At 64.6% G+C, this 16046-nt stretch carries 12 protein-coding genes; all 12 read left to right on the forward strand.

The window, feature by feature from the left end:
- Positions 1-91: 91 nt before the first annotated feature.
- Positions 92-967 carry a flagellar motor stator protein MotA gene (gene motA, locus GWC77_RS05670; protein ID WP_173255899.1) on the forward strand — a complete coding sequence of 292 codons (876 nt, stop codon included), beginning with the start codon at positions 92-94 and terminating at the stop codon, positions 965-967.
- Positions 968-977: 10 nt separating this feature from the next.
- Positions 978-1961, forward strand: a complete 984-nt coding sequence (motB, locus tag GWC77_RS05675) for a flagellar motor protein MotB (RefSeq protein WP_173255900.1) — start codon at positions 978-980, stop codon at positions 1959-1961.
- A gap of 348 nt (positions 1962-2309) precedes the next feature.
- On the forward strand, positions 2310-4058 hold the full coding sequence (locus tag GWC77_RS05680) for a glycosyltransferase (RefSeq protein WP_173255901.1): 1749 nt from the start codon (positions 2310-2312) through the stop codon (positions 4056-4058).
- A gap of 48 nt (positions 4059-4106) precedes the next feature.
- Positions 4107-5348, forward strand: a complete 1242-nt coding sequence (locus tag GWC77_RS05685) for a DegT/DnrJ/EryC1/StrS aminotransferase family protein (RefSeq protein WP_254366827.1) — start codon at positions 4107-4109, stop codon at positions 5346-5348.
- 35 nt (positions 5349-5383) lie between these two features.
- Positions 5384-6136, forward strand: a complete 753-nt coding sequence (locus GWC77_RS05690; RefSeq protein ID WP_173255902.1) for a class I SAM-dependent methyltransferase — start codon at positions 5384-5386, stop codon at positions 6134-6136.
- The gene (locus tag GWC77_RS05695) at positions 6133-7359 is read left to right on the forward strand and encodes a DegT/DnrJ/EryC1/StrS aminotransferase family protein (protein WP_173255903.1); all 1227 of its coding nucleotides are present in this window, start codon (positions 6133-6135) and stop codon (positions 7357-7359) included. Before GWC77_RS05690 ends, GWC77_RS05695 begins: the two co-directional genes overlap by 4 nt.
- Positions 7356-8465: a DegT/DnrJ/EryC1/StrS family aminotransferase gene (locus GWC77_RS05700; RefSeq protein WP_173255904.1), complete on the forward strand. Its 1110-nt coding sequence runs from the start codon at positions 7356-7358 to the stop codon at positions 8463-8465. The genes GWC77_RS05695 and GWC77_RS05700 overlap by 4 nt, the downstream gene beginning before the upstream one ends.
- Positions 8462-9181, forward strand: coding sequence for a WbqC family protein (locus GWC77_RS05705; RefSeq protein WP_217283179.1), 720 nt, complete (start codon positions 8462-8464; stop codon positions 9179-9181). Before GWC77_RS05700 ends, GWC77_RS05705 begins: the two co-directional genes overlap by 4 nt.
- A 39-nt stretch (positions 9182-9220) precedes the next feature.
- Positions 9221-9904 (forward strand): glycosyltransferase, encoded by a 684-nt coding sequence (locus GWC77_RS05710; RefSeq protein ID WP_173255905.1) that lies wholly within the window; start codon positions 9221-9223, stop codon positions 9902-9904.
- A gap of 4 nt (positions 9905-9908) precedes the next feature.
- Complete coding sequence (locus GWC77_RS05715; protein WP_173255906.1) at positions 9909-11705, forward strand: tetratricopeptide repeat protein; 1797 nt, start codon at positions 9909-9911, stop codon at positions 11703-11705.
- Positions 11702-14035 (forward strand): glycosyltransferase family 41 protein, encoded by a 2334-nt coding sequence (locus tag GWC77_RS05720; protein WP_173255907.1) that lies wholly within the window; start codon positions 11702-11704, stop codon positions 14033-14035. Before GWC77_RS05715 ends, GWC77_RS05720 begins: the two co-directional genes overlap by 4 nt.
- Complete coding sequence (locus GWC77_RS05725; protein ID WP_173255908.1) at positions 14032-16044, forward strand: glycosyltransferase family 41 protein; 2013 nt, start codon at positions 14032-14034, stop codon at positions 16042-16044. Before GWC77_RS05720 ends, GWC77_RS05725 begins: the two co-directional genes overlap by 4 nt.
- The last annotated feature ends 2 nt before the right edge of the window (positions 16045-16046 follow it).

A 16046-nucleotide genomic window follows, 5' to 3' on the forward strand; every position in this document is an offset into this window, starting at 1 on the left:
CATTGCGCTAAGCGGATGAAAGGCGCCCTCATTGACCTCATCGCGCGGCAAGGCACGCGAGTGAATGCACTCGCGGCTACAGGGAGAGAACATGTTTGTCGCAATTGGATGGATCGTCGTACTCGGTTCGGTGATCGGGAGTTTCGTCGGTGTAGGCGGGCATTTGCCGGCGCTCCTGCAGCCGTTCGAACTTCTTTGTATCTTCGGTGCCGCGTTCGGTGCGTTCGTTGTCAGCAATCCCATCACGACGCTCAAGAAGACGATCAGAAGCCTGCCTACCGTCTTTCATGGCCGCGGCTATGACAAGGCGAAGTACCTCGAGCTCATCGCACTGCTCTACGAACTGCTGCAAAAGGCCCGCAAGGAAGGAATGATGGCGCTCGAGTCGGATGTCGATGCGCCCGAACAAAGCCCGCTCTTCCAGAAATATCCGCACATCGTCGCCGATCACCATCTGCTCGATTTCATCCTCGACTACCTGCGCATGATGTCGACGGGCAACATCAATGTGCTCGAAATGCAGGACCTGATGGACGAAGAGCTCGTCACGCATCACGCGGAAGAATCGATCGTCGCCAACGCGATTCAAAAAATGGCGGACGGTCTACCGGCGTTCGGCATCGTCGCGGCCGTCATGGGTGTGGTGCATACGATGGGCTCGGTCGGCGAAGCGCCGGCCGTGCTCGGCAAGATGATCGCGGGCGCGCTCGTGGGCACGTTCCTCGGCATCCTGCTTTCCTACGGATTCGTCGGCCCGCTCGCCGATCTGCTCAACGCCAAGGGGCGCGCTGCGGCGAAGCCCTATCACTGCGTGAAGGCGGTGCTGCTCGCCTCGCTGAGCGGCTACGCACCCTCGATCGCGGCGGAGTTCGGTCGCAAGGTGCTCTTCACGTCCGACCGTCCGACGTTCCAGGAACTCGACGACGCCGTGCGCGCCACGAAGGGCACCGCGAAGGCGCAGGCGTAAGGGGCGCGGCATGGGTGACAGGCTTTCACGCGACGCCGCCGAAAAGCGGCCGATGAGCGTTGTCGTACGACGCAAGAAGAGCGAGGAACACGGTGGCCACCATGGCGGTGCCTGGAAGATCGCTTATGCCGACTTCGTGACGGCGATGATGGCGTTCTTCCTGCTCATGTGGTTGCTCGGTTCGACGTCGAAGTACGACAAGCAAGGCATCGCGGACTATTTCAACACGCCGCTCTCGGCGATGCTCGAAGGCAAGGAAAGCGCCGACGCCGTGCGGCCCAGCATCGTGCAAGGCGGCGGGCAGAACATCATCGATACGCGGCCCGGCGTGGGCGCGCAGACCCAGACCGAGCCGGCGAGTGCCAGAATGGCGCCCTCGCCCGAGCAGGCCGACATGCAGCGTTTGCAGCAGCTCAAGGCCAAACTCACGGCGCTGATCGAACATACGCCGGCGCTCAACGCCTATCGCGATCAGATCCGCATCTCGATCACGGCGGAAGGCCTGCGCATCGAGATCGTCGATTCGCAAAAGCGGCCGATGTTCGCGCTGGGCAGCGTCAGGCTCGAAACCTACGCGGTCAATATCCTTCAGCAGATCGGCGCAACGCTCAACGATGTGGACAACCATATCTCGATCGCCGGTCACACGGACGACGTCCGCTACGCGGGCGGCCCCGTCGGGTACACGAACTGGGAGCTTTCCGCCGAACGGGCCAATGCGGCGCGCCGGGCGCTCGTTGCGGGCGGCCTGCACGACGAGAAGGTGCTGCAGGTGCGCGGTCTTGCCGATGTGCTGCCGCTCGCGGGCAACGGCGCGGCGGAGCCGACGAACCGCCGCATCAGCGTTCTCGTCATGAACAAGGCGGCCGAACAGGCGTTTTTCCGCGACGGCGGCCGTACCTCGATCGACGAATCGCAGCCGGCCGGCGATACGGTTCGACAAGCCATCCGGCCCCTGGCGGCGCGGCCACCCCAGAGCGCAGCGCGTTCCTGAGCGCTCCAAACCGCTCGCTGGTTCGCCAAGACGGCGCGGGCTCGGGAACGCTCTTCGGGGCTCCGACGCGGGCCCGAGCGCCGCAAAGCATCCGTCCCGGGCGGCGGCTCAGGCGCCCGACACCGCCGTCTTGGCGCATCATCGTCCATCCGTACAAGCCTCCGAGCCCCGCTCCCACGGGCTCAAGCGCCAATATAGCGGCCAAATCGGCGTCTGTTTGGCCGATTGAAGCACGATCGCCGCCGCTAATCTTCCAGCATCGCAAAAACCGCTTGGCGCCGCAGCTTCGTTACCGCTGACGCCGCGCCCCGGTCGCCGCGCCGGCTCAATCACCGAAGGACCGCTTCAATGCCAACAGTCAGCATTCTCATTCCCGCCTACAAGGCCGAGTTTCTGGGACGCGCGATCCTGAGCGCGCTCAACCAGACGTTCGAGGACACCGAAATCCTCGTCGGCGACGACACGCCCCAGGGCGTGCTGCGGGAAATCGTCGAGCGGTTCGACGATCCACGCGTGCGGTATTTCCATCACGGTTTCCAAAAAGGCACGCGCAATTCGCGCGCATTGTGGGACAAGGCGAGCGGCCAGTACGTCAAGTGGCTCTTCGACGACGACATGCTCATGCCCGAGTCGGTCGAGACGCTCGTGAACGCGCTGCGCGTCAATCCCGGCGTCGCGCTTGCTTTTCATGCACGCGTCATCATCGACGAGAACGATGCGATCATCGCGACGCCGCCGTCGCTACTGCCGTCCGGGCAGGCCGCGCTCATCGACCGGGCGTCGCTCGTCGAGAACATGGTCGGCAGGATCAACAACTTCATCGGCGAGCCGAGCAACGTCATGCTCGTGCGAGACCGCGTCGATATTTCGCGCGCTTTCGATTACCGGACCTGGGTGCTCGATTTCCTCGGTGACGTGGCGCTCTATCTGAACTGCGCCGCGGAGGCCCCGTTGCTCGCCGTAGGCGGCTATCTGAGCGCATTCCGTCAGCATTCGTCGCAAGCGTCGGCGGCCGCGGGCGCGAACTACAGCGCGGGCCTCTACGAGTGGGAACTGATGGTGCGTGGGGAAGCGGCTGCCGGGAACTTGCGAGGGGCCACGCTCGAAGGGGCGCAACGCGCGCTTCGCGGGCTCTATGGGCGCTGGGCGCCGGCTTTGCCCGAAATCGCGCGTCTGTTGGCCAATCTCGGCGAACTCACCGAGCTTGCGCCGCATCAGCTTTATACGTCGGAGCGCTTTGTGGCCGATCTCGCGCATGCGCGCGCGGCGGTGGCCGAGCGTGTGGGCGCTCGCAACAAGCGCGCGCAGGCCGCGGGGGCGGTAGCGGCCGCACCGTCCGCAACCGCCGAGGCGGCCCCGCAGCAACCGTTTTGCGTGGTCTGCGAGCAGGCTGTGTCCGGCTGGTTGCCTCATCCCGAAGCGGGCAAACTCGATCGCAGCTTCATGCAGCAGGTGGAATCGGTGGGTTCGACGCTCGAACACTATCAGTGCCCCAACTGCGGCTGCAACGATCGCGACCGGCATCTGTGGCTTTACCTCGCTTTTTCGCGCTTGCTCGAAGACGCTCCGCAAAAGCGGATCCTTCACATCGCGCCGGAGGCGCGTATCGAGCCGCGGATTCGCGCACTCGCGCCGCTCGAATATGTCGTCGGCGATCTGCACCCGCGTGGGCAGGATCACCGTCACCTCAACGTGGAACAGCTCGACTTCCCGGATGGCTATTTCGATGTGGTCATCTGTAATCACGTGCTCGAGCACGTCGCCAATCCGGACCGCGCAATGGCCGAGCTGACCCGCTGCCTCGCGTCGAACGGCCATCTGATCGCTCAGACGCCGTATTCCCCGGTGCTGCGCAATACGTTCGAGCTCAACAAGCCGGTGAGCGGCCCATTCGCGACGCACTACTTCGGACAGAGCGATCACGTGCGGCTGTTCGGGGCCGATATCGTCGACCGGTTCCGCGCGGCCGGTCTCTCGGGCGAGCTCTACTCGCATACGACGGTGCTCGCCGAGGTCGATCCGCAGACGTTCGGCTGCAACGGACGCGAACCGTTTTTCCTGTTCTCGAAGGGGCGCACGCCGGAATTCGCGCGTTGATGCACGCGCATCCGGTTCGCCTGACGATTGATAAGGACTGCTTTCCCGATGAAGCCTAACGAATTGCCGAGCGCCGTTCCCCTCGACGATCGGTTTGCGATGCAAGAATCGGCGGGCGCGCTGCACCCGATCAACACGCGTGTATCGACGCTCGCGGATCCGAAACAGGGCTTCGTGCCGGTGACGCAGCCCTATCTGCCGCCGCTCGCCGAGTTCACGCCCTATCTCGAGGAAATCTGGCAGCGCAAGTGGGTCACCAACAATGGCGTGTTTCACCAGCGGCTCGAAGCGGCCCTGTGCGACTACCTCGGCGTCGAGCACTTATCGCTTTTCGCCAACGGCACGCTCGCGCTGATCACGGCGCTGCAGGCGCTGAAGATCGCGGGCGAAGTCATCACGACGCCGTTCAGTTTCGTCGCGACCACGCACGCGCTGCATTGGAACGGCATTCGGCCCGTGTTCGCCGATATCGATCCGGTCAGCATGAATCTCGATCCGGCCAGAATCGAAGCGGCCATTACGCCGCTTACCACCGCGATCATGCCTGTGCATGTCTACGGTCATCCCTGCGACGTGGAGCGCATCGACGCGCTCGCCGACACGTACGGACTGCGCGTGATCTATGACGCAGCCCATGCGTTCGGTGTACGCGTGCGCGAACGCTCGGTGCTCGAGTATGGCGATCTTTCCGTCTTGAGCTTTCATGGCACGAAGGTGTTCAACACGTTCGAAGGCGGCGCGATCGTCTGCCGCGACGCCAAGATGAAACGCCGCATCGACAACCTCAAGAACTTCGGATTCATCGACGAGACGACCGTCGTCGCGCCCGGCATCAACGGGAAGATGAACGAAGTCCAGGCGGCGTTCGGCCTGCTGCAGCTCGAACATATGGATCACGTGATCGCAGCGCGCGCGCAAATCGACCGGCGCTATCGCGAAGCGTTCGCGGGCGTGCCGGGCATCGTGCTGCACGAGACGGCCGCCCATTGCACGCGCAACTACGCCTACTTCCCGGTACGGATCACGCGCGAATTCGGGCTGAGCCGAGACGGCCTGTATCAGACGCTGCGCGAGCATCAGATCGCGGCGCGTCGCTACTTCTTTCCGCTCATCAGCGAGTTCCCGACCTATCGCGGATTGCCGTCGTCCGATTCGCGCAACTTGCCGGTCGCGAACGAAGTGTCGCGCGAAGTACTGTGCCTGCCGCTTTACCCGGATCTCGATCGCGACGATCAGCAGCGCATCGTCGACGTCGTCCTTTCCTGCGCGGCGCGCGGCCGTTCGAATTGAAACGGCGAGCGAACCCTTTATACGCCACATCGATCATGTCAAACGCCAACGCCACCGAGCGAGACTATCCCACCGTCGATTACGATGCGCATGCGCGCACCTGCCCGCCCGATGCTTTCTGGGCGCAGGTCAAACGAACGGTGCACGGCAAGCCCGTACCGGACGAGCAGATCGATCTGATCGTCGAGGAGATCAAGCAGCAACTGTCGCTGACGCCGGCCGACGTCGTGCTCGATCTCGCGTGCGGCAACGGTGCGCTGTCGCATCGGCTCGTCGATGGTTGCGCCGCGCTCGTAGGCGTCGATCTTTCGCCGTATCTGATCGAAATTGCCAATCAGCACTTCGCGCAAGCGCCGCGCGTGAGCTTTTTCGCCGATGGCGCCGCGCAATATCTGCGCGCCGAACCGGCGCCGGAACGCTTCACGAAGGTGCTCTGCTACGGCAGCTTCGCCTACTTTTCCGACGAGGATGCGCGTGCGACGCTCGCGCTGCTGAACACGCGCTTCGTCAACGTCGAATCGGTCTTCATCGGCAATCTGCCCGATCGCGCCCGCGCCGCCGCCTTTTATGCACCGCGCGAGCCGCTGCCGGGCGAACTCGACGATCATCAGGCGCAAATCGGACTCTGGCGCACCCGCGAAGCGTTCGCCGACATGGCGGCCGCCGCGGGTTGGGAAGCCAGCTTCTCGACGATGCCGGGCGGATTCTTCTCGGTTCACTATCGCTACGACGTGATGCTGCGTCGCCGTGGTGCGACGGCAAACGGTGTGGCAGGGAAGGCGAGATGAACGCACGCCACGAGCAATCCGGGCTCGTCGATCTCGCGCTCTTCGGTGGGCGCAAACGCTTCACCGTGCCGAAGTCTACGTCGAATCTCGTTCAGCCGTCGATCGAGCGTTTTCTCGACTATGCGCGGCCGATGTTCGACCCGCCCGGCAATGCGTCCGGCGGTACGAGCGTCGTCGCCGCCCGTCTCGAAACGCGCCTCGCCCAGTTTCATGAAGTCGCGCGCTGCGTCACGTTCTGCAGCGGTTTTTGGGCATTGGCTACGTCGATCGTCGAACTCGCGCGCCCCGGGCGGCGCGAAGTCGTGATGCCTTCGCTGACCTATCGGCGCATGGCCGATGTCGTGGCCTGGACGCGGCTCGTGCCGCGCTTTTGCGAGGTCGATCCGGCCACGCTCGCGATCAGTGCCGAGACGGCGGCCGCATGCGTCGGTCCAGATACGGCACTGCTGCTAGCCGTTCATCCGATCGTCAACTGCTGCGATGCGAGCGGACTCGTCGAGCTCGCGGCGGACAGCGGCCTGCCGTTGCTGTTCGACGGCGTGGAGTCGGTCTACGAGCGCTGCCCCGACGGGCGAGGCGTCTCGCGCAAGGTCGGCGCATTCGGCGACGCGGAATGTTTTTCGCTTCACGCGAGCAAGCTCGTCAACGGCTTCGAAGGCGGATACGTCACGACCGATAACGAGGCGCTCGCCGATCGGCTCGTGGCGCTGCGCGACGGCGGCAGCAACGCGCCTGGCGCGCTCGATGCGCGCTTGAGCGACGTCCATGCCGCCATGGCGCTGGCGAACCTCGACGAGCTCGACGCGCAGGTCGAGCGCAATCGCAGCCGCTACGCGCGGTATCGGCGCGCGCTGTCGGATCTGGCCGGCATCCGACTCGTCGCCTTCGACGAATCGCAGCCGACGAGCTACAAGAACATCGTCGTCGAGCTGCTCGATGACTGGCCGCTCCCGCGCGCGCTGACGATCGAGATCCTCAATGCGGAGAACGTGCTTGCGCGCGCTTACTATGCGCCGCCGCTGCACAGCAAGCCGATGTCCTATCCGCATGTGTCGGCCGTGCTGCCGGTGACGGATCGGCTCGCAAAGCGGTTCATGCTCCTGCCGTGCGGCGAGTTCGTCACGCTCGACGACATCGATGCCGTAGTCGATTTGCTCGCTTTCACGCGGGCGCACGCGCATTCCATTCTCGACGCGGATGCCGCGCGAAGGGCGATGCGATGAGCAGCTCGTTGGACAACAAAGGCACCGTGACGCCCGCGTTCGCGGCACCGCTGCGGCTCGGCCAGCACAACATGCCCTCTTGGGACCGCTTCGAAGCGGCCATGCGCGACATCTTCGAGCGGCGCTATTACACGAACCAGGGACCGCTCGCACGCGCTCTCGAAGAGCGCTTGCAGGCGCGGCTCGACGCGCGTCATGTCGTCTGCGTGACCAATGTCACGATCGGGCTCATGATGGCCAGCGAGGCGCTCGGCATGGCTTCGCCTGTACTGGTGCCGCGCATTTGCACGAGCGCGTTGACGCATGCGCTGAACTGGTGCGGCGTATCGACGCTCAGTGTCGAGCCCGACGCCGCGAGCGGCCAGCTCGATATGAGCGCCTGTGCCAAGCGGGTTGGCCGTGTCGGAGGCGTCGGCGCGATCGTGGGCGCGAACTTGTGGGGCGGCGCGTGCGATGCGGTCGCGCTCGCATCGCTTGCGCGTGCGCACGATGTCCCGCTGATGTTCGATTCGTCGGAAGGGTTCGGCATCACTGTGGCGGGCCGCCGGGTCGGTCACGGCGGTGCCCTCGAGGTGTTTTCGTTCGATGCCGCCGATATCGTGAATGCCGGCGGCGGCGCCTGCGTGGCCACGGATGACGACGAACTCGCCGCACGCCTGCGCAACATTCGCAGCAGCTACGGCGCGGGCCGCCCCGTGTCCGTCGTCAAGACATCGAACGGGCGCATGTCCGAAGCGCAGGCCGCGCTCGGCCTGATGTCGCTCGACGATTTCGACGCCAATCGCGAGCGCAACCGCGCCTGTTTCGAGGCCTACCGCGCCGGGCTCAGCGGCTTGGCCGGCCTGCGCCTCGTCGTACCGTCCGGCATCGACGCATCGAATCATCAAACGGTGGTCTGCGCGTTCGACGAGGACGCAGCGGGCCTCCCGTGCGACGCGTTGATCGCGGCACTCGCAAGCCACAATATCGAGGCGCGCGGCATCGCCTCGTCGTGGTTACGGCTGCCGATCGGCGCGCATGTCGATGTCGCTGCCGTGGGCCGCGTATGCGAGGCAATCGGCGCGGCGCTCGCTGCCGGTGCGACGCATGAAGGAGCGCTCGCGTGAAGCTCGGCATCATGCAACCGTACTTCTTTCCATACTTCGGTCATTTCGCGTTGATCGCGGCCGTCGACGAATGGATTGTCTTCGACGTGACGCAGTACACGCCGAAGACGTGGATGAACCGCAATCGCATCTTGCACCCGAAGCAGGGGTGGCAATACCTGAACGTGCCGCTCACGAACAGCTCGATCTCGATTCGCACGCATGAGGCGCGCGTGCTCGATCCGACCGGCGCGCAGGCGAGCATCCTCGGCAAACTCACCGCGTTTCGCCGGCACGCGCCGTTCCATGCGCGCGTGAGCGAACTCGTGCGCGCGGCGTTTGCGGGCGCGGCCGACGATTCGCTTTGTGCGCTCAACGTGAGTAGCTTGCGTACCGTTTGCGACTATCTCGGCGTGCCGTTTTCGTATCGAATCTGCTCGCAGCTCGGCCTCGAGTTCCCCGAGCAGATGGAGGCGGGCGATTGGGCGCCGTTCGTTTGCAACGCGCTCGGTGCGACCGGCTATGTCAATCCGGCCGGCGGCCGCACGCTATTCGATCCCGACGCGTTTGCGCGCATCGGCGTCGCGCTCGAATTCGCCGATGTAGCCGAATTCGCCTACGATCCCGCGCCGTTTCGCTATGAACCCCATCTGTCGATCGTCGACGTCCTGCTCTGGAACGCGCCCGAGCGCGTCGCCGCTGCGCTACGCAGCAATCTGACGCTCGAAGCGGCGTAAGCGCGCCCAATGGCCTTAACCGACACTCTCCCGATTCCGATGAAGCCGATCCGCCTCGTATGTGGCACCCGATACTCCGAAGCGCAGTTCGTCGAAAACACGGCGCTCGCCCGGTCGCTCAAACTCTACGATCATCCTCCCGTGCAGCAGTTGCTGCTGTTCGACAACAACACGACGGGTCTTTCGACGATCTACAACCGCGCGATCGAGCACGCGAAAGAGCATCCGGCCGTGCTCGTGTTCATTCACGATGACGTTTCGCTGTGCGACTTCTTTTGGGCCGAACGCATACGGGAAGCACTCGAACGCTTCGATATCGTCGGTCTGGCGGGCAACACGCGGCGCATGCCGCGACAGCCGTCGTGGGCATTCTCGCCCGATCTCAAGTGGGACGAGCCGGAGTATCTGAGCGGCACGGTGGGGCACGGCAAAGGTTTCCCCTGCGATATCGTTTCGCAGTTCGGCCCCTCGGGCCAGGCGTGCAAGCTGCTCGACGGGCTCCTGCTCGCCGCGGACAGCGAGCGGCTCGTCGCGAGCGGGCTGCGTTTCGACGAGCAGTTCGATTTCCATTTCTACGACCTCGATTTTTGCCGTCAAGCCGAGCTCCAGGGCATGACGATGGGCACGTGGCCGATCAGCGTGGTGCATGAAAGCGGCGGCGCCTATGGCAAGCCCGCCTGGCGCGCAGCTTACGAGCGCTATTTGCGCAAATACGGCGAGTGAGACGATGGCGACCGAAGCTTTGTCCGCGCCGCCGATCGAAACAGGACTTGCACTGCAGCAAGCCGGGCGGCTAGCCGAGGCGGCAGCCGTGTACCGCCAGATACTCGCGATCGAGCCCCGGCATGCCGACGCACTGCATCTGCTGGGTCTCGTTGCCTATCATCAGGGCGATTACACCGCATCGACCGAACTCATCATGGCTGCGCTCAGCCATCGCGAGAGCGAGATCTACTACGGCAACCTCGGCAATGCGTTGACGGCGCGCGGCATGCACGCAGCCGCCATCGAAAGCTTTCGCCATGCCATCGCGCTGCGCCCGGACTATGTGCCGGCGCACAACAATCTCGGCAATCTGCTGCGCGACCAGGGCAAGCTGGCCGAATCCGCGCAGTGCTTCGAGACGCTCATTGCGCTGAAGCCCGATTACGCCGAAGCCCATAACAACCTCGCGAACGTGCTCGTCGATATGGGCGAGCTCGAAGTGGCGATCGAACACTACCGAAACGCGATTCGCCTGCGGCCCGAGTTGCTCGAGGCACGCAGCAATCTGTTGTTCATCCTCAGTTATCGCGAGCGTTTCGATGCGGCCGAGTACATGCGCGAGGCGCGCGAATTCGGGCGCGTGGCGGCCGAGCGGGCCCAACCGTGGCACGACTGGCCTGTCTCGCTCAGTCCCGGGCGCAGTGGACCATTGCGCGTCGGCTTTGTCTCGGGCGATCTCAAGGTGCATCCGACGGGGCACTTTCTCGAGAGCCTGCTCGCGCATCTCGATCCGCGGCGCATCGAACTCGTCGCCTACCCGACGCGCCGCTTCGAAGACGCGCTCAGCGCGCGCATCAAACCTCGTTTCGCGCAGTGGACGCCGATTGCGGGAATGACCGACGAAGCCGCCGCCGAGCGTATTCGAAACGACCGCATCGACATCCTCGTCGATATGTCGGGGCATATGAATTTCAACCGCCTCGCGCTGTTCGCCTGGCGGCCGGCGCCCTGCCAGGTCAGCTGGCTCGGCTATTTCGCGAGTACGGGCGTGGCGGCCGTCGATTATCTGCTCGGCGACCCGCACGTGCTTCCGGCCGGCGCCGAGGATCAGTATGTCGAACGCCTCTGGCGGCTGCCCGACAGTTATTTGTGCTTCACGCCGCCGTCCGAAGACGTGGGAGTCGGCGCATTGCCGATGCTCACGCGCCGGCACGTCACCTTCGGCTGCTTCAACCATCTGATGAAGATGAACGATGGTGTGGTCGACGTATGGGCGCGCATCCTTCACGCAGTCCCGGGCTCGCGGCTTTTCCTGAAAGCCAAGCAGCTCGACGTGCGCGAAATGCGCGAGGCGACGTTTGCACGCTTCGCTGCGCGCGGCATCGATGCACGCCGCCTCATCCTCGAGGGCCGTTCACCGCGCACCGAGTACTTCGCCGCGTACCGCAACGTCGACATCGCGTTGAGTCCGTTCCCGTATCCCGGCGGAACGACGAGCGTCGAGGGCTTATGGATGGGCGTGCCGGTGTTGTGTCGCCGAGGCGATCGGTTCCTCTCGAGCATTTGCGCGAGCATGCTGCACTCGGCCGGCCTCGAAGACTGGATTGCCGATGACGACGATGACTACGTCGAAAAAGCCGTGGCGTTCGCGAACGAGCCGCTGCGCCTTGCGATGCTGCGCGACGGTTTGCGCGATGCCCTCATTGCGTCGCCGCTCGTCGACGCTTCGCGTTTCGCCCGTCATCTCGAAGCGGCGTTCGAGGGCATGTGGCGCGAGCGCGTTGCCGGCATCGAGAAGCATTCCGGGTCAATGCGATGAAGACACGCCAGGGAACGTTGCCGCACCGCGCGGGTGAGCCGCCGAGGCTCGGCGCCTGGTTGAACGAGGCGCTCGCCCATCATCAGGCGGGCAGGCTCGGCGAAGCCAAGACGCTCTATTCGCGCATTCTCGAGGTTGATCCGCGGCATGCCGATGCATTGCATTTCATGGGCCTGCTTGCGTGTCAGATCAAGCAGCATGCGCCCGGGCTCGCATTGATTCGCGAATCGATCGCCCTTCATCCGAATGCGATCTACTACAACAACCTCGGCAACATGCTGCGGGAATCGGGTGCTCGCGACGAGGCCGTTCACGCTTACCGCAGCGCGATCGCGCTCAAGGCGGATTATGCGGAGGCGTACAGCAACCTCGGGAATGCGTTGCGCGAAAGCGGCGACACGAAGGGCGCGCTGGAGCACTGCGCCCGTGCGCTCGAACTGCACCCGGGCCATGCGCAGGCCTATAACAATCTCGCCAATGCACTGAAAGATTTGGGCGAGTTCGAGGCGGCGGCGCTCAGCTACGGCAAGGCGATCGCCGCCAACCCGGGCTTCGTCGAAGCCCATCTGAATCTGGGGCACGTGCGCAAGGCGCAAGGCGATCTCGATGCCGCGGCGGCGAGCTACCGCAGCGCGGTCGCGCTGGCCCCGCAGTTGGCTGCCGCGCACGACGGCCTCGGCGGGTTGGCCCTTTTTCGCGGCGAGGTGGACACGGCAATCGAGCACTATCGGCGCGTGGTCGCGCTCGAGCCGCAATCGGCGCACGCGTGCAATACGCTGGGCAACGCGCTCAATGCGGCAGGCCGCGTCGGTGAAGCCATCCCCGTCTACGAGCAGGCCATCGCGCTCGACCCCGACTTCCCGGATGCCTGGCACAACCTTGCCAATGCGTTGCGGCGTCAGGGCATGCCGACGCGCGCGGTCGTCTGCGCCCGGCGTGCGATCGAGCTGCGCGGCGACACACCCTCGTTCCACAACAATCTCGGCGCGATCCTGGCCGATCTGAGCCAGTTCGACGCGGCGCTCGAGTGCTATCGCGCGGCGCGCGCACTCGATCCCGATTTCGGCGAATCGCACACCTGCGTACTGTTCGGGCAATCGTACGTCACCGAATGGTCGGCCGACACCCACCTGGCCGATGCGCGATACTTCGGCGAGCGGATGGCGGCGCGGGCCAAACCCTACCGGCATTGGCCCGTGCTCGACGCGGTACGCGGCAGCGCGCGTGCGCTGAGAGTCGGATTCGTGTCGGCCGATTTCAGAAAACATCCGGTCGGCTACTTTTTCGAGTGCGTGCTGAGCCATCTCGATCGCTCGCGTATCGAGCCGATCGCCTATTCGAACGGTCTGCAAAACGACGAACTCACGGCACGCATCAAGCCGCGTTTCGACGCGTGGCACCACGTCGCCGATACGAGCGACGCGGCGCTCGCGCGGGCGATTCATGAGGATGGCATCGATATCCTCGTCGATCTGTCGGGCCATACCGGCCGTAACCGGCTGCCGATGTTCGCATGGCGGCCGGCACCCGTGCAGGTGAGCTGGCTCGGTTACTTCGCGACGACGGGCCTCGCTGAAATCGACTATGTGCTGGCCGATCCACATGTGGTTCCGCCCGACGAGGCCTCGCAATACGTCGAGCAAATCTGGCGGTTGCCCGATTGCTATCTCTGCTTCACGTTGCCTGACCTACGTATGCCGGTCGCGCCGCTGCCGGCGCTGACCAACGGCTACATCACGTTCGGTTGCTTCAACAACCACAAGAAGCTGAACGACGGCGTCGTTGCACTGTGGTCGCGACTGCTGCGCGCGATACCCGACGCGCGCCTGATGCTGAAGAATCACCAACTGAGCGAGGCCGTCATCCGCAGCGAGACGATCTCGCGCTTTGCGGCCCACGGTGTCCCGGCCGATCGGCTCGTGCTCGAAGGGCCGTCATCGCGCGAGGCGTATTTCGACGCCTATCGTCATGTCGATATCGCGCTCGATCCGTTTCCTTATCCGGGCGGCACGACGAGCGTCGAAGGACTCTGGATGGGCGTGCCGGTGCTGGCCCGGCGCGGCGACCGCTTTCTCGCGCACCTCGGTGAAATGGTGGTGCGCACGGTAGGACTCGACGAATGGATTGCGGCCGACGATGAAGACTACCTGGCGCGCGCGATCGCCTTCGCCCGGGACTTGCCGGCGCTCGATCGATTGCGCGCGAGCTTGCGCGAGCGTGTCGAACGTTCGCCGCTTGCGGACGCCGAGCGTTTCGCGGGCCACCTCGCGACGGCCTTCGAGCAGATGTGGCAGGCGCGCGTGAGTCGCCCCCTGGAGCTGACGCAATGACGACCGCAACGGTGGCGCAGCCGGCGCTGGCGGTGGCCCAGTTGATCGACGAAGGGCTGGCCCTGCATCGCGCGGGCCGTCTCGATGCCGCGCGTGCCGCCTATGAACGCGCGCTGGCGCTCGTGCCGCGTCACGCGGATGCGCTGCATCTGTCGGGCGTCGTCGCCATGCAGCAGCAGCGGTTTGCCGATGCCTTCGATCTGATCGGACGCGCCATCGAGATCAGCCCGCAAGCCTCGTTCTTCGATAATCTCGGTTGTGCGCTATTCGGATGGGGCAAGCTCGCCGCGGCGGCCGAATGCCATCGGCAGGCAATCGCGCTCGATGCGTCGAGCTTTCGCGCGCACAACAATCTGGGCAACGTATTGCACCGGATGCGGGTACCGGCTGCCGCCGCGGCCAGTTTTCGCGCCGCCGTTGCGCTGAACCCCTCGTTTGCCGAGGCCCATTGCAATCTCGGTAACGTGCTGCGCGAACTCGGTGAGGCGGCGCTCGCGGTCGAACATTGCCGACACGCGATTGCGCTGAATCCGTCGTTCGGCGAGGCGCACAACAATCTCGGCAACGCGCTGAAGACGCAGGGCAGGCTCGATGAAGCCGCGCAATCCTATCGCGCTGCGGCACGGTTGATGCCGCACGAAGCGCAGGTACCGCTCAATCTCGGCATCGTGTGCCGGGAGACGGGCCAGCACGAAGACGCCATCGTCTGTTTCCGGCAGGCGTTGACGTTGCGGCCCACGTGGCACGAAGCCTGGAGCAATCTGCTTTTCACGCTGAGCTTTGCGCAAGGAGTCAGCGTGGCGGCCTATCTCGACGAGGCGCGCCGCTATGGCGAGCTCATTCGCGCGCACGTGTCGCCGTATACCGATTGGCGCGCCGATACGACGGACGACGCGCCGTTGCGTATTGGCTTCGTTTCGGCCGATTTGCGCGTCCATCCGGTCGGATTCTTCATCGAGAACGTCGTAGCGCACCTGGACCCGCAGCGTGTGCAGCTCTATGCGTATGTCACGCGGCCCCATGAAGATGCACTGAGCGCGCGGATCAAGCCGCGTTTCGCGGCATGGCGCAGCATCGTCGATCTCGATGACGAATCGGCTGCGCGAACGATTCGCGATGACGGCATTCATGTGCTCGTCGATTTGTCGGGTCATACCGACTGCAACCGGCTGCCGGTTTTCGCGTGGAAACCGGCGCCGGTGCAAACGAGCTGGATCGCGTACTTCGCGTCGACCGGGCTGGATGCGATCGATTATGTCCTCGGCGATCGATGGGTGCTGCCACCTGACGAGGCCGATCACTTCGTCGAACGCGCATGGCGGTTGCCGCACGGATATCTATGCTTTACGCCGCCCGATACGACGGCCGAAGCCGACGCGGCCTTGCATGCCGAGCGACAAGCGAACGCGCTGACCACCGAACGCGCGCCGACCTTCGGTTATTTTGGCGACCTAGTCAAATTGAACGATCAAGTGCTCTCGGTGTGGGCGCGGATTCTTCGCTCGGTACCCGAGGCCAAGCTCTTCGTGAAGGCGCAGCAGCTTGGCGACGAAGTGCAGCGCGAACGCTTGTCCGCGCGCTTTTCGTCGCTCGGCATCGAACGCTCGCGACTGATCATGGAAGGCGCTTCGCCGCGCGTGGAATATCTCGCGGCCTATGGCCGCGTCGACATCACGCTGAGTCCGTTTCCCTATCCGGGCGGCACGACGAGCGCCGAAAGCCTCTGGATGGGCGTCCCGGTGCTATGCCGCCGCGCCGATCGCTTCCTCGGTCACCTCTGCGAAAGCGTGCTGCAGAGCATCGAACTCGGCGATTGGATCGCGGCGGACGACGCGCAATACGTCGAGAAGGCCGTGGCGTTCATGCGCGATCGCGCATCGTTGAGCGCGCTTGCCGCGGGATTGCGCGAGCGCATGCTGGGCTCGTCGCTTTGCGATGCAAAACGTTTTGCTCGTTCGCTGGAAAGCGCGTTTGCTGCGATGTGGCAGGCGCACCTGCAAGCGCGGTGACG

The sequence above is a fragment of the Paraburkholderia sp. NMBU_R16 genome, from assembly GCF_013282575.1.
In the GTDB taxonomy this organism is placed as follows: domain Bacteria; phylum Pseudomonadota; class Gammaproteobacteria; order Burkholderiales; family Burkholderiaceae; genus Trinickia.